A 20,603-nucleotide genomic window follows, 5' to 3' on the forward strand; every position below is an offset into this window, starting at 1 on the left:
CGGGGTGGTCGGCTGAGCGGAGCGGCGTCGGCCGCTCTCGGGCAGCCTGGTCTCTCAGGCACCATCGCCTCTCGGGCAGCCTCGTCGAGACGTCGGCCGCTCTGGGGCAGCCTGGCCCTCAGGCAGCCTCGTCGAGCGCCTCGGCCATGACGGGCTCGAACTCCGTCTCGCCGGCGAGTGCGGGCTTTCCCTGCTCCAGCAGCTCGCGCCGCGGGCAGCTGCCCCGGCCGAGGATGGACTGGATGGTGCGCACGCACGATCCGCAGTCGGTGCCCGCCTTGGACGCCGACGCTATCTGCCGGGGGGTGCAGGCGCCCGCCGCCGCGTGTTCTTTGACCTGCTTCTCGGTAACGCCGAAGCATGAGCAGACGTACACGCGGTTCACCTCCCGGGAGGGGATCGTAGGCGGTCCTCCCGATGATCGGTGAGGCTAACCTAACCTTACCCGCCCGATCGGGTCGGCAAAAGTCCCGGAAACGACCGTGGGGCGCGGATCACATCGATCCGCGCCCCACCGTCATCACGCCGTCACTACTGGTCGCGGTACATCTCGGCGACCAGGAAGGCCAGGTCCAGGGACTGGCTGCGGTTCAGACGCGGGTCGCAGGCCGTCTCGTAGCGCTGGTGCAGGTCGTCGACGAAGATCTCGTCGCCGCCGCCCACGCACTCGGTGACGTCGTCGCCCGTGAGCTCCACGTGGATGCCGCCCGGGTGGGTGCCCAGCGCCTTGTGGACCTCGAAGAAGCCCTTGACCTCGTCGAGCACGTCGTCGAAGCGGCGGGTCTTGTGGCCCGAGGCCGCCTCGAAGGTGTTGCCGTGCATCGGGTCGGTCACCCAGGCCACGGTCGCGCCGGAGGCGGTGACCTTCTCGACCAGCTCGGGGAGCTTGTCGCGGACCTTGTCGGCGCCCATGCGGACGATGAAGGTCAGCCGGCCCGGCTCGCGGTCCGGGTCGAGGCGGTCGATGTAGGTGAGCGCCTCGTCGACCGTGGTGGTCGGGCCGAGCTTGATGCCGATCGGGTTGCGGATCTTGGACGCGAACTCGATGTGCGCGCCGTCCAGCTGCCGGGTGCGCTCGCCGATCCAGACCATGTGGCCCGAGGTGTTGTACAGATCGCCCGTACGGGAGTCGGTACGCGTCAGGGCCGACTCGTAGTCGAGGAGCAGCGCCTCGTGGGAGGCGTAGAACTCGACCGTGCGGAACTCCGCCGGGTCGGTGCCGCACGCCTTCATGAAGTTCAGCGCGTTGTCGATCTCGCGGGCGAGCTGCTCGTAGCGCTGGCCGGACGGGGACGACTTCACGAAGTCCTGGTTCCAGGCATGCACCTGGCGCAGGTCGGCGTAGCCGCCGGTGGTGAAGGCGCGCACCAGGTTGAGCGTCGAGGAGGACGCGTTGTACATCCTCTTCAGGCGCTCGGGGTCCGGGATGCGCGCGGCCTCGGTGAAGTCGAATCCGTTGACGGAGTCGCCCCGGTAGGTCGGGAGCGTCACGCCGTCGCGGGTCTCGGTGGGCTTGGAGCGCGGCTTGGAGTACTGGCCGGCGATCCGCCCGACCTTCACGACCGGCACGGACGCGGCGTAGGTGAGCACCGCGCCCATCTGGAGGAGGGTCTTGAGCTTGTTGCGGATGTGGTCGGCGGACACGGCGTCGAAGGCCTCGGCGCAGTCGCCGCCCTGGAGCAGGAACGCCTCGCCCTTGGCGACGGCTCCCATCCGGGCGCGCAGCTGGTCGCACTCGCCCGCGAAGACGAGCGGCGGATAGCTCGCAAGGTCCGCGACGACATCGCGCAGAGCCTCGGCATCGGGGTACTCGGGCTGCTGCGCCGCGGGCAGGTCTCGCCAGGTCGCACTGGCGACGGCTTGGGAATCAGCGTTCACGGTCACGGGTCAAGCGTACGGGGTCCTACCAACCGCATTGGCAGCCGCCCGCCTGGTGAGACAGATCGGTCAGAACCGTCCCACCAGGACAGCCCCACAGCCGCGGGGAGCAGTTCGCGGATCTCGAGTCGTATCCCCCGCTCGTCGGACCATCCCCGCTGATGCGGGGAGCGACTCACACACAGTCAAACGAGACGTGGCGGCGCGAGACACGCTAGGGTCGCGGCATGTTCGCGCAATCGATCCAGAACTGGTGGTGGACCGCACATCCGGCGGCCCACTGACTGATCGCGCGCACACCTGATCGCGAAGGCCGCCCGAGGGGCGGCCTTCAGTGTTTTCTGGGAAGCGGCCGTTCCTCCCCTGAGGAAGGAACACCCCCGGATGCTCATCAGCCGACTGCTCGACGACGACTGCCCGCCGTTCGCCCTGCTGCGCCGGCGCACCCCCGGCCACGACCACGACAGCGTCGAGGTGCTGATCGGCGCCGTGCACGAGGCCGAGCGGCTCGCCGACATCCCGGTCGGCACCGCCGACGGACACCCCTCGCTCGCCCTCGTCCCGTTCCGCCAGATCAGAGAGCGCGGCTTCGACGTACGCGACGACGGGACGCCGCTGACCGTGCTGGTCGCCGACGAGAGCGCCCGGATCCCGCTCGCCGAGGCCCTGGAGAGCCTTCCCGCCCACGACGTACGCGTGGAGGGCGGCGGCTTCGACGTCGACGACGAGGAGTACGCGGAGATCGTCCGGCGGGTGATCGAGGACGAGATCGGCCAGGGCGAGGGGGCGAACTTCGTCGTCCGCCGCACCTACACCGGCCGCATCCCCGGCTTCGGCCGCGCCGACGCGCTCGCCCTGTTCCGGCGGCTGCTGGCCGGCGAGCGGGGCGCGTACTGGACCTTCGTCGTGCACACCGGCGAGCGGACCCTGGTCGGCGCGAGCCCCGAGGTCCACGTCCGGATGTCCGGCGGGACCGTCGTGATGAACCCGATCAGCGGGACCTACCGCTATCCCGCCGAGGGGCCGACCGCGGAGGGCCTGCTCGCCTTCCTCGACGACCGCAAGGAGCGCGAGGAGCTCTCCATGGTCGTCGACGAGGAGCTGAAGATGATGTGCACCGTCGGCGACATGGGCGGCGTCGTGATCGGTCCGCGGCTCAAGGAGATGGCCCACCTGGCGCACACGGAGTACGAGCTCCGGGGAAAGAGCTCGCTGGACGTGCGGGAGGTGCTGAAGGAGACGATGTTCGCGGCGACGGTCACCGGCTCGCCGGTGCAGAACGCCTGCCGGGTCATCGAGCGCTACGAGCCCCTCGGGCCGGACGGAGTCGCGCGCGGCTACTACGCGGGCGCGCTGGCGCTGCTCGGCACGGACGCGGGCGGGACGCAGACGCTGGACTCCCCCATTCTGATCCGTACCGCCGACATCGACGCCGAGGGCGGCCTGCGGGTGCCCGTCGGGGCGACCCTGGTGCGCCACTCCGACCCGGCGGGCGAGGTCGCCGAGACGCACGCCAAGGCCGCGGGCGTGCTGGCCGCGCTGGGGGTGCTGCCGGGGCGGCCGGGCGAGGCCGCGGCGGCGCCCCGGCTCGCCGAGGATCCGCGGGTGCGGGCCGCCCTCGACGCCCGCCGGGCCGACCTCGCGCCGTTCTGGCTGCGGATGCAGGCCGGGGTGTCCCCTGCTCAGAGGGCTCTTGCAGGTGCCGCGCAGCCGACCGGCCACGCCCTGGTGGTCGACGGCGAGGACACCTTCACCTCGATGCTGGCGCATCTGCTGCGCTCCTCGGGGCTCGAGGTGACGGTACGGCGGTACGACGAGCCGGGGCTGCGGGAGCGGGTGCTCGCCCATGCGGGCCCGGTGGTGCTGGGCCCGGGGCCGGGCGATCCGACCGACGCGGACGATCCCAAGATGCGCTTTCTGCGGTCGCTCGCCGCCGAGCTGCTGCGCGGGCACGGGCACGGACTGCTGGGCGTCTGCCTCGGCCATGAGCTGATGGCCGCCGAGCTGGGGCTGGAGATCGTCCGGAAGGACGCGCCGCAGCAGGGGGCGCAGGAGCGGATCGACCTGTTCGGGCAGCGCGAGACGGTGGGCTTCTACAACAGCTTCACGGCGCGCGGCGACGAGGAGAGCGCGGCGGAGCTGGCCCTGCACGGCGTCGAGCTGAGCCGGGACGAGGTCACGGGCGATGTGCACGCGCTGCGCGGGCCGGGGTTCGCCGGGCTCCAGTTCCACCCGGAGTCGGTGCTGACGATGCGGGGCGCGGACCTGGTACGGGAGCTGCTGAGCGGAGTGACGGCGGCGTCCAGCCCGTCCGGGGTGTGAGGGGGGCGCAGGGTCTGAGGCGGCACGGGGTGTGAGGGGGCGGGTCTGAGGCGGCACGGGGTCTGAGGCGCCCGGGGGCGGCGGACACGCGAGTCTCATAGGCGCACCCACGTCGCGTGCGCCTATGGACGCACGCGTCTCGTAGACGTCCGCCGTCCGCCGTCCGCGGGGCGCGGGGTCCGGGGCGTCGAGCCCCCGGACCCCCAGGCCTCACGCCGGTCCGGTCGGCCGAGAGCCAGCTCGGGCAGCCGAGCCGGCGAACCGGGACGGTCGGTCAGCCGAAGAAGACGCCGACCTCTTCGTACAGCTTCGGGTCGACGGTCTTCAGCTTGGCCGTCGCCTCCGCGATCGGCACCCGCACGATGTCCGTGCCCTGGAGCGCGACCATCTTGCCGAAGTCCCCGTCCCGCACCGCCTCGATCGCATGCAGGCCGAAGCGGGTGGCCAGCCAGCGGTCGAAGGCGCTCGGGGTGCCGCCGCGCTGGACGTGGCCGAGGACCGTGGTGCGGGCCTCCTTGCCCGTGCGCTTCTCGATCTCCTTGGCCAGCCACTCGCCGACGCCGGAGAGCCGGACGTGCCCGAAGGAGTCGAGCGTGCCGTCTTTGAGGACCGCGTCGCCGTCCTTGGGCATCGCGCCCTCGGCGACGACGACGATCGGGGCGTAGCTCGCCTTGAAGCGCGAGGTGACCCAGGCGCAGACCTGGTCGAGGTCGAAGCGCTGCTCGGGGATGAGGATGACGTTGGCGCCGCCGGCCAGGCCGGAGTGGAGGGCGATCCAGCCCGCGTGGCGCCCCATCACCTCGACGACCAGGACGCGCATATGGGACTCGGCGGTGGTGTGCAGCCGGTCGATCGCCTCGGTCGCGATGCCGACGGCGGTGTCGAAGCCGAAGGTGTAGTCGGTGGCGGAGAGGTCGTTGTCGATGGTCTTGGGCACGCCGACGCACTTGACGCCGTACTCGTCGTGGAGCCGGGCGGCGACGCCGAGGGTGTCCTCGCCGCCGATCGCGATCAGCGCGTCCACCTCGTGCTTGGCGAGGTTGTCCTTGATACGGCGGATGCCGTTCTCTTCTTTGAGCGGGTTGGTGCGCGAGGACCCGAGGACGGTGCCGCCGCGGGGCAGGATGCCGCGCACCGCCGGGATGCCGAGCGGAACGGTGTCCCCTTCGAGGGGGCCGCGCCAGCCGTCGCGGTAGCCGACGAATTCGTACCCGTACTCCTGCACGCCCTTGCGGACGACGCCACGGATGACGGCATTGAGCCCGGGGCAGTCGCCGCCACCGGTCAGTACTCCGACGCGCATGGAAGATTCCCTTCGCCTGGTGAGCCTTATGACCGTCACGCTAATGGTGATCCAGGTCACTCAGGGATGGGGCGAAGGGTCAATTCCTCGGCGTCATGCGGTGGTTGACGCACGTCTTTCACTCGTACGGGTAATGGGCGGGGGTTACGCGCGCCCGGGACGGGAGCGGTGCGCGCCCGTCCCTGCCGGTCACGCGTCGTCGAGGCCGCGCTCTATGGCGTACCGCACGAGCTCCACGCGGTTGTGCAACTGGAGCTTGCCCAGGGTGTTCTGGACGTGGTTCTGCACGGTGCGGTGCGAGATGACGAGCCGCTCGGCGATCTGCTTGTACGAGAGCCCCTTGGCGACCAGCCGGAGCACCTCGGTCTCCCGGTCGGTCAGCTGCGGGGCCTTGGGCTCGTCGGCGCCGACGGCGGGGGCGGGCTCGGACGCCAGCCTGCGGTACTCGCCGAGGACCAGGCCGGCCAGGCCCGGGGTGAAGACCGGGTCGCCCACGGCGGTGCGGCGGACGGCGTCGGTCAGCTCCTCGGTGCTCGCCGACTTGAGCAGATAGCCGGTCGCGCCGGACTTCACCGCTTCCAGCACGTCCGCGTGCTCGCCGCTGGCCGAGAGCACCAGGACCCGCAGCGTGGGCTGCGAGCCGACGAGCTCCTTGCAGACCTGGACTCCGGGCATCCCGGGCAGGTTGAGGTCCAGGACGAGGACGTCGGGGGCGACGGCCTTGGCGCGGCGCACGGCCTGCGGGCCGTCGCCGGCGGTGGCGACCACGTCGAAGCCGGCCGCCGCCAGGTCGCGGGCGACCGCGTCCCGCCACATCGGGTGGTCGTCGACGACCATCACCTTGATCGTCTGCTCTGCGCCCGCAGGGCTCGTCTGGTCCGTCTGGCCCGTCTGCTGCCGTGCCGGACGGTCCGTCCGCTGGTCCGTCATCGTGCTGCCTTCCCCCGGGGGACTCTCAATTCGACTTCTGTGCCCTGGCCGGGGACCGAGATCAGCTCGGCCGTGCCGCCCAGCTCCTTCAGGCGCCCGCGGATCGAGAGGGCGACGCCGAGCCGCCCCTCGCCCTCCGCCTGGGCGAGCCTGCCCTCCGCAATGCCCGGGCCGTCGTCTCGTACCGTCACTGTCACTTCGTCCGGCCAGTCCTCGACCAGGATCCACGCCTGGGCTTCCTCCCCCGCGTGCCGGCGGACGTTGTCCAGCGCGGCGCCGACGGCGGCGGCGAGCTCGGCCGCCGCGCGGGCGGGGAGCATCACCGGGGCGCCCGGGTCCGCGAGCGTAACCCGTGAGCTCACCCGGGGCGCGAGCAGCGTCCGCACATCGCACGCTCCGACGGCGTCCGGCTCTTCGCCGCCGGAGTCCGGCCGCCGCGCCGACAAAGCGCTCAGGTCGCCGCCGAGGCCGGCCGAATCCGCCGCACGCGAAGGGGGGACCAGGCCGCTGGAGACCAGCGTGCGCAGGGCCACCTCCTGCTCCCCCGCCATCCGGCCGAGCTCCGCGGCCTCCCCGCCGATCGCGGTGCCGCGCCGCTGCACCATGGCGAGCACCTGGAGCACGCTGTCGTGGATGTCGCGGGCGAGCCGCTCCCGCTCGCGGGTGGCCGCCTCGATCTCCAGGGCCCGGGCGAGGGTGCGCTCGGAGGCGCGGGCGACCTCGACGACGTAGCCGATCGCTATAGAGGCCACCCAGACCAACAGGACGTTGTGGAAGGTGTCCCGGCTGGGCTCGCCGCGTTCGACGATGTTGGCCACGGCCACGAAGGAGGACGCGAAGCCCGCCCAGCGCCAGCCGCCCTTGATGGCGAACGCGAGCACGGAGCCCGCGGTCCAGATCGTCGGCAGGGTGGGCCCGTCGACCGTCTGCGCCTGGGCGTCGGCGAGCGGGGTGAGCATGATGCCGGTGAGGGCGATCGTGAGGTCGGCGACGAGGAAGCCCTTGGTGCAGCGGGCCGCGTTGGACACCTTGGGGAGCGTGGCCAGCGTCCAGAGCGCCATCACCGCGAGGAAGGCGACCGCCACCCAGGGGCGTTCGAACTTGCCGCGGGTGAACGCGAAGAGCAGCACCGCGTAGACCATGGTCAGCAGGCGGTAGCCGGTCAGGGCCTGCCACAGCGGCTGCTCGACCGACATCCGCACGACGTGCTCGCGCTTGGCCATTTCCCCACCCCAGGACGGACGACGCGGCTAGGCGGCCGGCCGTTCCTTCTTCTCCGGCTTGTCCTCCGGCGTGTCGGACTGCTCGGCCTTCTCCGCTGCCTTCTCGGCCTTCTCCGCAGCCTTGGCCGCCGCCTTCTCGGCCTTCTCCGCCTCGGCGATCTGCCGCTTGGCGGCGGTGGCGTAGATGTCGACGTACTCCTGGCCGGAGAGCTTCATGATCTCGTACATGACCTCGTCGGTCACCGAGCGCAGGATGAAGCGGTCGCTCTCCATGCCGTGGTAGCGGCTGAAGTCGAGCGGCTTGCCGATCTTGATCCCCGGGCGCATCAGCTTGGGGACGACCTTGCCCGGCGGCTGGATCTTCTCGGTGTCGATCATGGCGACGGGGATGACCGGAGCGCCGGTGGCGAGGGCCACGCGCGCGAGGCCGCCCGGCTTGCCGCGGTAGAGGCGGCCGTCAGGCGAGCGGGTGCCCTCGGGGTAGATGCCGAAGAGGCCGCCGCCCTCGATGACGTCTATACCGGCCTTGATCGCCGCCTCGCCGGCGCCGCGGGCGCCCGAGCGGTCCACCGGGAGCTGTCCGACGCCCTTGAAGAAGGCGGCGGTGAGCTTGCCCTTCACGCCGGGCGAGGTGAAGTACTCCGCCTTGGCGATGAAGGTGACCTTCCGGTCCAGCACCGCGGGCAGGAAGAACGAGTCCGAGAAGGACAGGTGATTGCTCGCGAGGATCGCCGGCCCCTCGGCGGGAATGTTCTCGAGGCCCTCCACCCATGGCCTGAAGGCAAGCTTCAGCGACCCTCCGATGGAGAACTTCATTGCGCCGTAGATCAACTCGAGTGCCTCCTGTGTGCTGTCGAACAGACCTTAACCCGTGGCGGGCCGTTACTCGCTGCGCTGGGGGCCCTAGGGACCTGGTCGGTGTCAGCCCGGTCGCGTACGGTGAAGTACACCCTTCGCGCTTCGCTGACAGAAGCCTCACAAACAGAACGGGAGACCCCGGTGCCGGTCCTTCCTGGAGCTGAGCCGTACCGCCACGAAGGCGGAGAGGTCGGCGTCCTTCTCTGCCACGGATTCACCGGTTCCCCGCAGTCGCTGCGTCCCTGGGCCGAGTATCTGGCGGAGCGCGGTCTCACGGTCTCCCTGCCGCTGCTGCCCGGACACGGCACGCGCTGGGAGGACATGGCGCTCACCGGCTGGCAGGACTGGTACGCGGAGGTGGACCGCGAGCTGCGGGTGCTCCTCGAGCGGTGCGAGCAGGTCTTCGTCTTCGGGCTCTCCATGGGCGGGGCGCTCAGCCTGCGGCTCGCCGCCAAGCACGGCGACTCGATCAGCGGTCTCGTCCTGGTCAACCCGGGCAACAAGGTGCACGGACTGGCGGCGCACGCGCTGCCGGTGGTCCGCCATCTGGTGCGCACGACGAAGGGCATCGCGAGCGACATCGCCAAGGAGGGCTCGCAGGAGATCGGGTACGACCGCGTGCCGCTGCACGCCGCGCACTCCCTGCGGAACTTCTTCCGGCTGGTCGACGGCGAGCTGCCGCAGGTCACCCAGCCGTTGGTGCTGCTGCACAGCCCGCAGGACCACGTCGTGCCGCCGGCCGACTCGGCGCGGGTCCTCAGCCGGGTCTCCTCGACGGACGTCACCGAGATCCTGCTGGAACAGAGCTACCACGTGGCGACGTTGGACCACGATGCGGAGCGGATCTTCGAGGAGAGTTACGCGTTCATCGGCCGCCTCGCTCCTAGTGTCGGGAAGAAGGGGAGCACGACCGGTGGCTGAGCAGCACGACGCGGACCGGGAGCCGCAGCCGATCGACGAGGAGGCCGCCTGGGCCGCCATCGTCGCGGGGTACGGCGAGGAGCCGGCGGATCCGCCGGGGGCGAAGCCGTTCAAGTCGGTGGAGGATCTCGCCCTGCTCGAGAGCGATGTGAACGAGACGCCCAAGGGCCAGGCGTCCAAGGGCCAGGCGCCCAAGGACGACTCGTCCCGGGAAGACTCGTCCCGGGAGGCGGAGAAGGCGCAGGACGAGGAGTCCGGCGCGGACAAGCCCGCGCTCGGCAGCTCCATCACCTTCGCGCCCGGCGTCGGCGGCGCGGGCGGACCGCGCGACTACCAGATCGCCGAGCCCAAGGACGACGACCTAGACGACAGCGACGAGGGCCACTTCGTGCCGCCGGAGCCGCCTCCGCTGCCGGAGGCGGACGCCACGGCCAAGTTCGCCTGGCTCGCGGTCGTCGGCGGCCCGGTCCTCATGCTGGTCGCGGTGCTGCTGCAGTGGGACATGACGTGGTGGCTGACCACGCTCTGCGTGGGCGGATTCCTGGGCGGGTTCGTCACCCTGGTGGCCCGGATGGCGCACGGCGACGACGAGGACGACGACGATCCGGGCCGCGGCGCGGTCGTCTGAGTCAGAGCGCGGGGACGCGGAGCGCGGGCTCAGAGCACGGGGACGCGGAGCGCGGGCTCAGAGCGCGGGGACGCGGAGCGCGGCGAGGACCGGTAGGTGGTCGGTCGCCGCGCGCAGGTCTGCCTCGGTGACGCCGGGCAGGCCCGACGGCACTCCGCAGCCCAGGACTTCGACGCCGTCCGTCGCGAAGATCGCGTCGATCCGCTGGTGCGGGTCTCCCGGCGAGTAGGTGTGCTCGCCTCCCCAGGGCGCGACCGCCCGGCAGTCCTGGAGGCTTCCCGCCAGTCTGCGGAAGGTCCGTCCGCCGGGCCGGTCGTTGAGGTCACCGGCGGCGACGGCGTACGGCACGTCCATCGCCTTGAGCTGTTCCAGCAGCATCCCGGCCTGGGCGTAGCGCTCGTCGCTCTGCAGGCTCAGATGGCAGCTGAGCAGGCCCAGCCGCGTGCCGGCGATCCGTACGACGGCGGTGGCGAAGCCTCGTCGGTGCAGGCCGGGGGTGAGCGGCAGCAGTACGTCCTGTGTGCGCTCGACGGTCGCGCGCAGTGAGCAGAGCAGCATCGGGCCGGTCGCGGTCGCCCCGCCGGTCAGCACGACCAGCTCGCTCTTGGCCGCGAGGCGGGCGGCGTGCTTGCGCCAGCGGAAGAAGCGGGGGGCTTCCTGGATGAAGACGAGGTCGGGTCTGCAGGCGCGGATGACGCGGACGAGGGCGTCCTCGTCGTCGCGCAGGGAGCGGATGTTGTAGCTGAGGACCCGGATGAGGGCGGAACCGTCGGGTTCGGTGCGGGAGTTGGGCAATGGGGTGATCGCCATGGGGGTCAAGATACGCGGGGTGGGGCGGGATTCTGGGGTGGCGAGGGGGTGTGGTGCGGGGGTGTGGTGCGGGGGCTTGCGGGGCGCTGCGCCGGACCCCCGGCGCCCAGCGGGGCTGAGGTACCGAGCCCTAGACCGCGGCCGGACCGGACTGTGCAGGCCCTTGCGGGGCGCTGCCCCGGACCCCGCGCCTCAAACTCCCCCAGACTTCGTCCGGGGGGACCCCCACGGGGCTGAGTGTGCCCCCCGCACCCGGGCACCTACCGGGGCTGAGTAGGCCCCGCTGGATAGGCAAACACCCGCGCCGACCGGGCAGAGGAAGCTCGGTCGGCGCTTGGGGTTGCAGGGTTCGGGCGGGGTCAGCCCTGGCGGGCCAGGTCTGCCGCGCCTACCAGGCCTGCCTTGCCGCCCAGTTGGGCCGCCAGGACCTGGGCGTGCGGGCGCCAGCGGCCGCCGATGAGCCAGCGGCGGAAGGACTTGCGGATCGGGTCGAGCACCAGCTCGCCCTCGTCCGAGACGCCGCCGCCCACGATGAACGCCGACGGGTCGAAGAGCGAGGCCAGGTCGGCCAGGCCCGCGCCCGCCCAGCGTGCCAGCTCGCGGAAGGAGTCGATCGCGACCGCGTCGCCCTGCCGGGCCGCGGCGCTGATGTGCTTGCCCTCGATGCCGTCGACCGTGCCGTTGCCGAGGCTCAGCAGCAGCTCCGCGTTCTCCGGGGTGGCGTTGGCGCGCTGCTTGGCGTACCGGACCAGGGCGCGCCCGGAGGCGTACTGCTCCCAGCAGCCCTGGCTTCCGCAGCCGCAGAGCAGACCGTCGGGCACGACCCGGATGTGGCCGAACTCCGCCGCCACGCCGAAGCGCCCGCGGCGCAGCTTGTTGCCGATGATGATGCCGCCGCCGAGGCCGGTGCCGAGGGTGATGCAGATGACGTCCTCGTGGCCCTGGCCGGCGCCGAAGCGGTACTCGCCCCAGGCCGCCGCGTTCGCGTCGTTCTCGACGACGACCGGCAGGCCGACGCGCTGCTCGACCTTGTCCTTGAGCGGCTCGTGCCGCCAGTCGATGTTCGGCGCGAACAGGACGGTGGCGCGCTTGTCGTCGACGTATCCCGCGGCGCCGATGCCCACGGCCTCGATGTCCTGTCCCTTGCCGGCTCCGGCGACGGCAGCGCAGATCGCGTCGACGATTCCCTCGGGAGTCGACGGCGTCGGCACCTTGTGCGTCTCGAGAATGGCGCCCTCTTCGTCGACAACGCCCGCCGCGATCTTCGTGCCGCCGATGTCGACGCCGATGGTGAGTCCCATGTGTCCCTCAGTATTCGGTCGAGCCCCGCTATGGCCAACCGTACCCGAGGGCGGGCGCCGCCTGGTCAGTCCAGGTCGATGTGCTCGCTCGCCCCGGGACCGTCGTCGCGGGGGTCCTCAGCGTCCTTGGAGCCGGTCCTGGGGTCGCTCGCGGAGCCGCTGCGGGGCCCGTCCGGCCCCTGGGTCCAGCGTCGCTCGTGCCCCTCGACTGCCGATCGATAGGCGGCGAGGAGCTCGTTGCCGGCCGCCGCGAGGTGGTCGAAGATCTCGGGGTTGCGCTCGATGACCGGCTCGACGGCGGACTTCGCCTGGGTGACCAGCTGCTGTACGGCGTTCTGCGCGGCCAGGCCGGGCAGCGACGTCTGGAGGGCGGTGACCTTGTCGGCGACCACGTCGAAGAGCTTGCGCAGCTCCTCGGCGGCGGAGCCGGGCTCCTGGCCGTGCTGCCCGTACTGAGCGCGGCGGCGGGCCTTCTCCGCCGCCAAATCCTCTGCGCACGCCTCGGCCCAGGCGTCCGAATCGGCGGTGGGACGCTCGGTGGCATCGCTCATGGCGTACTCCTGCGGCAGGACTGAGAGGTTCGTACGCTCGACGTTACCCGAACGGACGTACCGCGTTCAGCGGGCGCGGGGCCACAGGTCGGGATCGGGGCTGAAGCGCACGCTCAGCTCGCCGTCCTCGAGCGCCGCGCCCGCCACGGTGCAGCGGCGCAGCGCGGACGGCAGGGGAACGATCCTGCGGAACGGTCCGACCGTGATCAGGAGTTCATCCCCTCGGCGGACCAGGGTCAGCTGCTCCTTGACGGCGCCGGGCAGCGCGATGTGCCAGACGAGCGTGCCGTCGTCGACGGGCTCCTCGTCCAGCTCCGCGCGGAGGACGCCGTTCCTGCCGTACCAGTGGTTGTCCGTGTCCGCGAGGGCGCGCTTCTGCTCGAGCGCGGCGAACGCCTCCGCGTACACGTCCTCGACCCGCCATGAGCTCGCGCGCCGCTCCTCCCTGTCCCAGTGGAGGGCCATGGTCAGCCCGTCCAGCACCGGGTCGTCCTCGTCGTCGGCGAAGTGCGCCTCGAAGGAGGAGCACAGCGCCTCGGCGTGCAGGAGGGCGAGGTCTTCCAGGCCTCGGGGGTCGCGGCCCAGGTGGGGCACCGAGCACACGGAGCCGGCCGGGAGCCAGGAGTGCCACTCGCTCACGCACTTGTCCTGCTGCGCGCGGAGCCCGGCGACCCAGACGTCGGCCGACGCGTCCGGCACGAGCCGGTTGGCCACGATCATGTCGACGCCCATCTGGTGCAGCGCCATCCCGGGGCGCGCGACCTTCAGGGCGTCGCCGGCGGCGGGCCCCGGCTCGGCGACGACGGTCAGACTGGTGTTCTCGGAGTCGACGACCGACTGGACGCCGGCCAGTTCCGTGTCCCAGCGCTCGGCGGTCTCGTACAGCCACTGGGCGGGCATCGGCACGCCGGCGAGCTGGGCGAGCATCGGGCGCAGGGCGCGGGCCGCCTGCCGCTCCGGCGGCAGCAGCCGGCGCAGATAGCGGCGCAGCTGCTCGGGCAGGGCGAGCAGGGCGATCGTCTCGTGCAGCGGGGGCATGTCGACGACCAGTACGTCCCAGTCGCCGCGGGCGGCCACGGTCAGCGCGCGCAGCAGTGCGAACTGCTCGCTGCCGGGCAGGTCGGTCAGCTCCTCGTCCTCCAGCGGCCGCGCGCCCAGCAGGTCGAGGGCGGCCGAGCCGCGCTCCTGGAGGCTGAGGAACTCGGCGCGGAAGTCGGCGCCGGCGTCGATGCGGGCGGCCCACAGGCCGTCCGCGACGGGGTGCGGCTCGCCGGGACTCCCCGCGACGGGCGCGCCGAGGACCTCGCCGGGGTCGGCCGACAGGAAGAGGGTGCGCTTGCCGGCGCGCGCCGCGGCGAGTGCGGTGGCCGCGGCGACGGTGGTGCGGCCCGCGCCGCCGAGGCCGGTGACGAGGACCTTGCGCATCAGGCGGCGGGCTTGCTCTCGACGCGCTTCTTCAGACCGGCCAGGGCGCGGTCGATGATGACCTTCTCGGCCTTGCGCTTGATCATGCCGAGCATGGGGATCTTGACGTCGACGGTCAGCTGGTAGGTGACCTCGGTGCGGTCGCCCGCGCCGACCGGCGCGAGGGTGTACGAGCCGTCGATGGCGCGCAGCATCTGGGACTTCACCAGGGTCCAGCTGACCTGCATCTCGCCGTTCCAGGTGTACGCGAGGACGTGGTCGTCCTTGATCGCGCCGGCGTCCAGCACCAGCCGCACCTGCTCGGCGCGGCCCTTGGCGTCGGTGGCGAGCACCTCGGCCTGCTTCACCTCGCCGGTCCACTCGGGGTAGCGGTCGAAGTCGGAGATCACGCCCATGACGTCGGCCGGCGCCGCCTCGATCGTGATGCTCGAGCTGGTGTGTTCCGCCATCGCTGCGGCTCCTCACAGTGCGGTACGAACCGAGGGTGAATGTGTGTGTGCAGGCTACCGCGCGCGGAGGCGGCGCCCGTGCGGACCCCGTTCACCACTCCAGCGCGAAGGGTCGTCCGCTCGACGCGAAGTGGCCGACGTTCACGCACTCGGTCGCGCCGATGCGCATCCGGCGGACGAGCGGCTGGTGGACGTGGCCGAACAGCGCGTACCGCGGCCGGGTGCGGTGGATCGCGTCCAGCAGCGCGCGGCTGCCGCGCTCGAAGCGCCGGGGGACGGTGTCGTACGTCAGCTCCGGCACGTCGGGCGGGATGTGCGAGCACAGGACGTCGACGTCGCCGAGGGCCTCGATCTTGGCGGCGTACTCCTCGTCGGAGATCTCGTACGGGGTGCGCATCGGGGTGCGCAGTCCGCCGCCGACGAAGCCGAAGACGCGGCCGCCGATCTCGACGCGCTCGCCGTCGAGGACGGTGGTCCCCGGGCGGGCGTACTCGGGCCACAGAGACGGTATGTCGACATTGCCGTAGGTGGCGTAGGTCGGCGCGGGGAAGGCGGCGAACAGCTCGGCGTACTGCCGGCGCACCGCCGACTCGATGGCGCTCTCGCGGTCCGTCGCGAGCTCGGCCCAGAGCCTGCGGCCCAGTTCGCGGGCCTCGTCGAAGCGGCGGGCGGTGCGCAGCTCCACGATCAGATCGGCGTTCTCGACGCCGAACAGATCGGGGAAGATGCCGCGCGAGTGGTCGGCGTAGTCGAGGAAGAGCACGAGGTCGCCGAGGCAGATCAGCGCGTCCGCGCCGTCGCCCGCCGTGGCGAGATCTCTGGCATTGCCGTGCACGTCGCTGATCACATGGATCCGGGTGCCTTGCTTCACGCCTCGCATGGCGATCACCCTAGGACTCGGAGTTACGCCTGGGTAGAGCGGGCCGACCAGCCGTTCTACCGGGTCGTCACCGGGGTGGACTACTCTGCGCGAAGTACTGCCATATGCGTGTGACGCAGCGAACATCTGGCCGGAACCCCCTATCCGGAACCTAGTACTGGTGGGTAACGTCCGGGCAGTCCAGTCGTGCTCACCCCCACTGAGCACCCGCCCGATCTTGGACCGCAGCCGGTGCATCACACAGAGCCGTGGCGCCGGCGCCCGATGAGGAGCAGCAGTCTTGCGCGAGTTCAGCCTTCCGGCCCTGTACGAGGTCCCTTCGGACGGCAATCTGACGGATCTGATCCGCCGCAATGCCACGCAGCACCCGGATACCGCGGTCATGGGCAGAAAGGTCGCGGGCGCGTGGACCGACGTCACCGCGACCCAGTTCCTGGCCGAGGTGCGGTCCGCCGCCAAGGGTCTGATCGCCGCCGGCATCCGCCCCGGCGACCGCGTCGCCCTGATGTCCCGCACCCGCTACGAGTGGGTGCAGCTGGACTTCGCGATCTGGAGCGCCGGCGGCATCACCGTGCCGGTGTACGAGACGAGCTCCGCCGAGCAGGTGCAGTGGATCCTCGGCGACTCCGGAGCGGTCGCGGTGATCGTGGAGAGCGACGCGCACGCCGCCGCCGTCGAGTCGGTGCGCGCGGGCCTGACGGCCCTCAAGAGCGTCTGGCAGATCGACGCGGGCGCGGTCGAGCAGTTGAACGCCGCCGGCGCGGAGATCTCCGACGCGACGGTCGACGAGCGCAGCGCGGTCGCCAAGGCCGACGACCCGGCGACGATCGTCTACACCTCGGGCACCACCGGCCGTCCCAAGGGCTGTGTGCTCACCCACCGCGCGTTCTTCGCGGAGTGCGGCAACCTGGTCGAGCGCCTCAAGCCGCTGTTCCGCACCGGCGAGAGCTCGGTGCTGCTCTTCCTCCCCGCCGCGCACGTGTTCGGCCGCATGGTCGCCCTGGCGCCGGCCATGGCCCCGATCAAGCTCGGCTGTGTGTCGGACATCAAGCACCTCACCGACGAGCTCGCCTCGTTCAAGCCGACGATGATCCTCGGCGTGCCGCGCGTCTTCGAGAAGGTCTACAACTCGGCGCGGGCCAAGGCCCAGGCGGACGGCAAGGGCAAGATCTTCGACAAGGCCGCCGACACGGCCATCGCGTACAGCAAGGCGCTCGGCAGCGGGCAGGGCGTGCCGCTCGGGCTGAAGCTCAAGCACAAGGTCTTCGACCGGCTCGTCTACAGCAAGCTCCGCGCGGTGCTGGGCGGGCGCGGCGAGTTCGCGATCTCCGGCGGCGCGCCGCTGGGCGAGCGGCTCGGGCACTTCTTCCGCGGCATCGGCTTCACCGTGCTCGAGGGCTACGGCCTCACCGAGTCGTGTGCGGCGACCGCGTTCAACCCGTGGGACCGGCAGAAGATCGGCACGGTGGGTCAGCCGCTGCCGGGCTCGGTGGTGCGGATCGCGGACGACGGCGAGGTGCTGCTGCACGGCGAGCACCTGTTCAGCGGCTACTGGAACAACGAGGCGGCGACCGCCGAGGCGCTGGCCGACGGCTGGTTCCACACCGGCGACATCGGCACCCTGGACGAGGACGGCTTCCTCGCCATCACCGGCCGCAAGAAGGAGATCCTGGTCACCGCGGGCGGCAAGAACGTCGCTCCCGCGGTGATCGAGGACCGCATCCGCGCCCACGCTCTGGTCGCGGAGTGCATGGTGGTGGGCGACGGGCGCCCGTTCGTGGGCGCGCTGGTCACCATCGACGAGGAGTTCCTGGGGCGCTGGGCCTCGGACCACGGCAAGCCGGCCGGTTCGACGGCCGCCTCGCTGCGCGAGGACGCGGATCTGCTCGCGGAGGTCCAGCGGGCGGTGGACGAGGGCAACGCGGCCGTCTCCAAGGCGGAGTCGGTGCGGAAGTTCAGGATCCTGGGCTCCCAGTTCACCGAGGAGGCGGGGCACATCACCCCCTCCCTGAAGCTGAAGCGCAACGTGGTGGCGAAGGACTTCGCCGACGAGGTCGAGGCGATCTACCGCGGCTGATCGGCGGCCGGGCAGAGCGGGCAGAGCAGGCGGTAGCAGGCAGAGGCAGTGAGCGGTCGTCCGGAGGTCCGGGCGGCCGCTCTCGGCTTCGCCCACGCTCATCCGCTGGGATCCTCCGCCAGGATCCGGGTCATGTTCCGCTCCGCGAGCGCGGTGATGGTGACGAACGGATTGACCCCGATCGAGCCGGGGACCAGCGAGCCGTCGACGACGTACAGCCCGCCATAGCCCTTGGCGCGGCCGTAGTCGTCCGTGGCGCGGCCCAGCACGCACCCGCCCAGCGGGTGGTACGTGAAGTCGTCGGCGAAGGTCTTGTTCCCGCCGAACAGGTCGTACCGGTAGATCGTGACGTTGGCCCGGTTGACGCGGTCGAAGAGGGACTTGGCCGCGGCGACGGAGGGCTGGTTCTGCGACCGGGTCCAGGCGAGCTTCGCGGAGTCGCTCGCCGCGTCGTAGACGAAGGAGCCGCGCTCCGGGTTCTTGGTGATCGCCAGATAGAGGCTGATCCAGTGCTCGAACCCCATCGGCAGCGGCGCTATCTCCGCGAAGACCGGATTGGCCGGGTTGGCCCAGTCGTCGATGCCCATGGCGGGCATGGTCGCCTGGTTCGCGCCGACGGTGTCCCAGAGGTGGTTGGCGCGGCCGGTCATCACGTTCCCGTTGGGGCCCCAGCCTCTGCCGACCTCGGCGTCGAGGGCGGGCAGCGTGCCCTTCTCCCGTGCGCGCAGCAGGAGTTCGGTGGTGCCGAGGCTGCCCGCGCCGAGGAAGAGCTGCCGGCAGCCGATCTCGCGGGTCTCCACGGCCCGGCCCGTGTCGTCGAGGCGATCGACGGTCAGGACATAGGTCCCGTCGGGCTCTCTGCGCACGGCTCTGGCCCGGTGCATGCTCTGGATGGTGACGTTGCCGGTGCCGAGCGCGGCGGCGAGGTAGGTCTTGTCGAGGCTGCGCTTGCCGTGGTTGTTGCCGTAGATGACCTCGCCGGCGAGCGCCGACTTCGTCGCCTGGCCCGCGGCTTCGCGCTGCATGTAGCCGAAGTCGTAGACGTTGGGCACGAAGACGGTCTTCAGCCCGGCGTTGTGGGCGTGCTTGCGGGAGATCCGGGAGAAGCGGTACCACTCCGTGGACTCGAACCAGGCCGGGTCGACGGTGTTGACGCCGAGCATCTGGCGGGCGCGCGGGAAGTACGTTCCGTACATCTCCCCCGCGTCGACCCGCGGGAGGACCTCGGAGAAGTACGCGGGCAGCGGTGTGACCGCCATCCCGCCGTTGACCAGCGAGCCGCCGCCGACGCCCCGTCCGACGAAGACGGACATCTCGGCGTAGCGGACGCGGTCCAGGACGCCGGGGTAGGGGCTGATGGCCCTGTTGACGACGTCCAGCCAGAGGAAGGTGGCCAGCGGGGCCTCGGTGCGGGTGCGGAACCACATGGAGCGCTTGTCGGGGGCGCTGGTGGAGCAGAAGACCTTTCCGTCCGGGCCCGGGGTGTTCCAGAGCCGGCCCATCTCCAGGACGAGGGTGCGCACGCCCGCCTCGCCGAGGCGCAGGGCGGCCACGGCGCCGCCGTAGCCCGAGCCGATCACGACGGCGGGGGCGTAGTCGGCGGACGCGGGCTCCTCGGCGGCTGTCGCCGAGGAGAGACCGATACGGGTGAAGCCGAGCGCGGCCGCGGTCTGCAGGGCTGCTACGCCCAGGATTTGACGGCGCGTCAGAAGTGGTGTCATGTCCGGAGCATGGGCGGAATTCGGTCTTCCGCCCAGACCCGCGAGGCCTAAAACTGACGACCCATCAAAAAAGAGTGTACGCAGATCAGCGAAGTGTCGCGCGGCGGGAAGTGTCCGAAGCCCTGCGCCCCGCCGGCGTCCGCCCCGGCGGGTATCGGTCAGCCCCGCCCCGGCGTCAGAGCAGCGCCCGGAGCCTGTCGGCCAGCAGGTCCCAGCGCCACTTCTCCTCGACCCACTCCCGCCCCCGCTCCCCCATGCGCCGCCGCAGCTCCGGGTCCTTCAGCAGCGCGACGATCCGCTCGGCCGACTCCTCGGCGGAGCCGCCGCGGACCACCCAGCCCGTCTCGCCGTCGAGCACGGCGTCGGGCGCGCCGCCCGAGTCGCCCGCGACGACCGGCAGGCCGGTCGCCGACGCCTCCAGGTACACGATGCCCAGGCCCTCGACGTCCAGGCCGCCCCTGCGGGTGCGGCAGGGCATGGCGAACACGTCGCCCGCTCCGAAGTGCGCCGGGAGCTCCGCCCAGGGGACGGGCCCGGTGAAGCGCACGGAGTCGGCGACGCCGGTCTCCCGGGCGAGCTTGCGCAGCTCCTTCTCGTACGGACCGCCGCCCACCACGAGCAGCACCGCGTCCGGAACGTGGGCCAGGATCGCCGGCATCGCCAGGATCAGCGTGTCCTGGCCCTTGCGCGGCACCAGGCGCGAGACGCACACCACGACCGGCCGGTCCGCGAGGCCGAGACGGGCGCGGACCGCGTCGCCGCCCGAGTCCGGGTGGAAGGTCTTCTCGTCGACGCCGGGCGGCAGCTGCACCATGCGGCCGGCCGCCTCGGGGGTCAGCGCCGCGGCGATGCGGGAGCGCGTGTACTCGCCCAGATAGGTGATCGTGTCCGTGCCCTCGCCGATCCGGCGCAGCAGCTGCCGGGAGGCGGGCAGCTGCGCCCATCCCGCCTCGTGGCCGTGCGTGGTGGCCACCAGCCGCCGCGCGCCCGCCTTGCGCAGGGCGGGCGCCATCAGACCGAGCGGGGCGGCGGCGCCGAACCACACGGACTCGCAGCCGTGCTCGCGCAGCAGCTGGGTCGCCCTGCGCGTGACGCGCGGGGTGGGCAGCAGCATCGTCGTACGGTCCCGTACGACGGTGAACGGCTGCTCCGCGTCGAAGGCGGCGGTCGCCTCGACGCCCTCACGGCTCCGCTTCCAGGTGGAGGCGTAGACGACGAGCTGCTCGGGGTCCAGACGCAGCGCCATGTTGTGCAGAAACGCCTGGATGCCGCCGGGCCGGGGCGGGAAGTCGTTGGTCACGATCAGGGTCTTGTGCATCGTGGCCG

Annotated in this window: 19 protein-coding genes; 5 read left to right on the forward strand and 14 right to left on the reverse strand. The window is 71.6% G+C overall.

Translation table 11 applies throughout. From position 1 onward, the window contains the following. Positions 1-118: 118 nt before the first annotated feature. Entirely contained in the window at positions 119-385 is a 267-nt protein-coding gene (locus tag AB0M39_RS16535; RefSeq protein ID WP_365364740.1) for a (2Fe-2S)-binding protein, read from the reverse strand. Positions 386-531: 146 nt separating this feature from the next. Next, entirely contained in the window at positions 532-1,878 is a 1,347-nt protein-coding gene (locus AB0M39_RS16540; RefSeq protein ID WP_365364832.1) for a class II 3-deoxy-7-phosphoheptulonate synthase, read from the reverse strand. A 227-nt stretch (positions 1,879-2,105) separates the two neighbouring features. Here AB0M39_RS16540 and AB0M39_RS16545 point away from each other — a divergent pair, with 227 nt between their 5' ends. Together AB0M39_RS16545 and AB0M39_RS16550 are read left to right on the forward strand one after the other, a co-directional pair. Continuing rightward, positions 2,106-2,162: a trp operon leader peptide gene (locus AB0M39_RS16545; RefSeq protein ID WP_365364834.1), complete on the forward strand. Its 57-nt coding sequence runs from the start codon at positions 2,106-2,108 to the stop codon at positions 2,160-2,162. A 100-nt stretch (positions 2,163-2,262) separates the two neighbouring features. Further along, positions 2,263-4,200, forward strand: coding sequence for an anthranilate synthase family protein (locus AB0M39_RS16550; RefSeq protein WP_365364742.1), 1,938 nt, complete (start codon positions 2,263-2,265; stop codon positions 4,198-4,200). Positions 4,201-4,474: 274 nt separating this feature from the next. Here the strand turns inward: AB0M39_RS16550 and AB0M39_RS16555 are convergent, their stop codons facing one another. The 4 genes from AB0M39_RS16555 to AB0M39_RS16570 all read right to left on the reverse strand — a co-directional run bounded on the left by AB0M39_RS16555 (position 4,475) and on the right by AB0M39_RS16570 (position 8,472). Continuing rightward, positions 4,475-5,503, reverse strand: coding sequence for a 6-phosphofructokinase (locus tag AB0M39_RS16555; RefSeq protein ID WP_365364744.1), 1,029 nt, complete (start codon positions 5,501-5,503; stop codon positions 4,475-4,477). A 189-nt stretch (positions 5,504-5,692) separates the two neighbouring features. After that, complete coding sequence (locus AB0M39_RS16560) at positions 5,693-6,340, reverse strand: response regulator transcription factor (protein ID WP_365364836.1); 648 nt, start codon at positions 6,338-6,340, stop codon at positions 5,693-5,695. A gap of 89 nt (positions 6,341-6,429) precedes the next feature. After that, positions 6,430-7,656: a DUF5931 domain-containing protein gene (locus AB0M39_RS16565; protein ID WP_365364746.1), complete on the reverse strand. Its 1,227-nt coding sequence runs from the start codon at positions 7,654-7,656 to the stop codon at positions 6,430-6,432. 27 nt (positions 7,657-7,683) lie between these two features. Next, on the reverse strand, positions 7,684-8,472 hold the full coding sequence (locus AB0M39_RS16570; RefSeq protein ID WP_365364838.1) for a lysophospholipid acyltransferase family protein: 789 nt from the start codon (positions 8,470-8,472) through the stop codon (positions 7,684-7,686). Between the two features lie 183 nt (positions 8,473-8,655). Between AB0M39_RS16570 and AB0M39_RS16575 the strand changes: the two genes are divergently transcribed. Both AB0M39_RS16575 and AB0M39_RS16580 read left to right on the forward strand, forming a co-directional pair. Next, a complete protein-coding gene (locus tag AB0M39_RS16575) occupies positions 8,656-9,435 on the forward strand; it encodes an alpha/beta fold hydrolase (RefSeq protein ID WP_365364748.1) in 780 nt (259 codons plus the stop codon). After that, complete coding sequence (locus AB0M39_RS16580; RefSeq protein ID WP_365364750.1) at positions 9,428-10,063, forward strand: hypothetical protein; 636 nt, start codon at positions 9,428-9,430, stop codon at positions 10,061-10,063. The genes AB0M39_RS16575 and AB0M39_RS16580 overlap by 8 nt, the downstream gene beginning before the upstream one ends. A gap of 57 nt (positions 10,064-10,120) precedes the next feature. Here AB0M39_RS16580 and AB0M39_RS16585 read toward each other — a convergent pair whose 3' ends face one another. The 6 genes from AB0M39_RS16585 to AB0M39_RS16610 all read right to left on the reverse strand — a co-directional run bounded on the left by AB0M39_RS16585 (position 10,121) and on the right by AB0M39_RS16610 (position 15,446). Continuing rightward, positions 10,121-10,873: an endonuclease/exonuclease/phosphatase family protein gene (locus AB0M39_RS16585; RefSeq protein ID WP_365364752.1), complete on the reverse strand. Its 753-nt coding sequence runs from the start codon at positions 10,871-10,873 to the stop codon at positions 10,121-10,123. Between the two features lie 359 nt (positions 10,874-11,232). Beyond that, positions 11,233-12,174, reverse strand: a complete 942-nt coding sequence (locus tag AB0M39_RS16590; protein WP_365364754.1) for an ROK family glucokinase — start codon at positions 12,172-12,174, stop codon at positions 11,233-11,235. Between the two features lie 65 nt (positions 12,175-12,239). Further along, complete coding sequence (locus tag AB0M39_RS16595; protein ID WP_365364756.1) at positions 12,240-12,725, reverse strand: DUF5304 domain-containing protein; 486 nt, start codon at positions 12,723-12,725, stop codon at positions 12,240-12,242. 66 nt (positions 12,726-12,791) lie between these two features. Further along, entirely contained in the window at positions 12,792-14,150 is a 1,359-nt protein-coding gene (locus AB0M39_RS16600) for an ArsA-related P-loop ATPase (protein WP_365364758.1), read from the reverse strand. After that, positions 14,150-14,599 (reverse strand): SRPBCC family protein, encoded by a 450-nt coding sequence (locus AB0M39_RS16605; protein ID WP_365364760.1) that lies wholly within the window; start codon positions 14,597-14,599, stop codon positions 14,150-14,152. Before AB0M39_RS16605 ends, AB0M39_RS16600 begins: the two co-directional genes overlap by 1 nt. 91 nt (positions 14,600-14,690) lie before the next feature. Then, positions 14,691-15,446 (reverse strand): metallophosphoesterase, encoded by a 756-nt coding sequence (locus AB0M39_RS16610; RefSeq protein WP_365364840.1) that lies wholly within the window; start codon positions 15,444-15,446, stop codon positions 14,691-14,693. A 313-nt stretch (positions 15,447-15,759) separates the two neighbouring features. On the opposite strand from AB0M39_RS16610, the gene AB0M39_RS16615 reads away from it, so the two are divergent. Then, positions 15,760-17,556: an AMP-dependent synthetase/ligase gene (locus AB0M39_RS16615; protein ID WP_365364762.1), complete on the forward strand. Its 1,797-nt coding sequence runs from the start codon at positions 15,760-15,762 to the stop codon at positions 17,554-17,556. A gap of 98 nt (positions 17,557-17,654) precedes the next feature. Here the strand turns inward: AB0M39_RS16615 and AB0M39_RS16620 are convergent, their stop codons facing one another. Both AB0M39_RS16620 and AB0M39_RS16625 read right to left on the reverse strand, forming a co-directional pair. Further along, positions 17,655-19,277 carry a GMC oxidoreductase gene (locus AB0M39_RS16620; protein WP_365364764.1) on the reverse strand — a complete coding sequence of 541 codons (1,623 nt, stop codon included), beginning with the start codon at positions 19,275-19,277 and terminating at the stop codon, positions 17,655-17,657. A 175-nt stretch (positions 19,278-19,452) separates the two neighbouring features. Beyond that, on the reverse strand, positions 19,453-20,595 hold the full coding sequence (locus tag AB0M39_RS16625) for a glycosyltransferase family 4 protein (protein WP_365364766.1): 1,143 nt from the start codon (positions 20,593-20,595) through the stop codon (positions 19,453-19,455). Positions 20,596-20,603: the final 8 nt, after the last annotated feature.

It is taken from the genome of Streptomyces sp. NPDC051907, from assembly GCF_040681075.1.
In the GTDB taxonomy this organism is placed as follows: domain Bacteria; phylum Actinomycetota; class Actinomycetes; order Streptomycetales; family Streptomycetaceae; genus Streptomyces.

Excerpts from the sequence above, each read along its gene's own strand:
- AB0M39_RS16550 (WP_365364742.1), top strand. The coding sequence starts at position 2,263 with ATGCTCATCAGCCGACTGCTCGACGACGACTGCCCGCCGTTCGCCCTG.
- AB0M39_RS16555 (WP_365364744.1), bottom strand. The coding sequence starts at position 5,503 with ATGCGCGTCGGAGTACTGACCGGTGGCGGCGACTGCCCCGGGCTCAAT.
- AB0M39_RS16560 (WP_365364836.1), bottom strand. The coding sequence starts at position 6,340 with ATGGTCGTCGACGACCACCCGATGTGGCGGGACGCGGTCGCCCGCGAC.
- AB0M39_RS16565 (WP_365364746.1), bottom strand. The coding sequence starts at position 7,656 with ATGGCCAAGCGCGAGCACGTCGTGCGGATGTCGGTCGAGCAGCCGCTG.
- AB0M39_RS16570 (WP_365364838.1), bottom strand. The coding sequence starts at position 8,472 with ATGAAGTTCTCCATCGGAGGGTCGCTGAAGCTTGCCTTCAGGCCATGG.
- AB0M39_RS16585 (WP_365364752.1), bottom strand. The coding sequence starts at position 10,873 with ATGGCGATCACCCCATTGCCCAACTCCCGCACCGAACCCGACGGTTCC.
- AB0M39_RS16590 (WP_365364754.1), bottom strand. The coding sequence starts at position 12,174 with ATGGGACTCACCATCGGCGTCGACATCGGCGGCACGAAGATCGCGGCG.
- AB0M39_RS16595 (WP_365364756.1), bottom strand. The coding sequence starts at position 12,725 with ATGAGCGATGCCACCGAGCGTCCCACCGCCGATTCGGACGCCTGGGCC.
- AB0M39_RS16600 (WP_365364758.1), bottom strand. The coding sequence starts at position 14,150 with ATGCGCAAGGTCCTCGTCACCGGCCTCGGCGGCGCGGGCCGCACCACC.
- AB0M39_RS16605 (WP_365364760.1), bottom strand. The coding sequence starts at position 14,599 with ATGGCGGAACACACCAGCTCGAGCATCACGATCGAGGCGGCGCCGGCC.
- AB0M39_RS16620 (WP_365364764.1), bottom strand. The coding sequence starts at position 19,277 with ATGACACCACTTCTGACGCGCCGTCAAATCCTGGGCGTAGCAGCCCTG.
- AB0M39_RS16625 (WP_365364766.1), bottom strand. The coding sequence starts at position 20,595 with ATGCACAAGACCCTGATCGTGACCAACGACTTCCCGCCCCGGCCCGGC.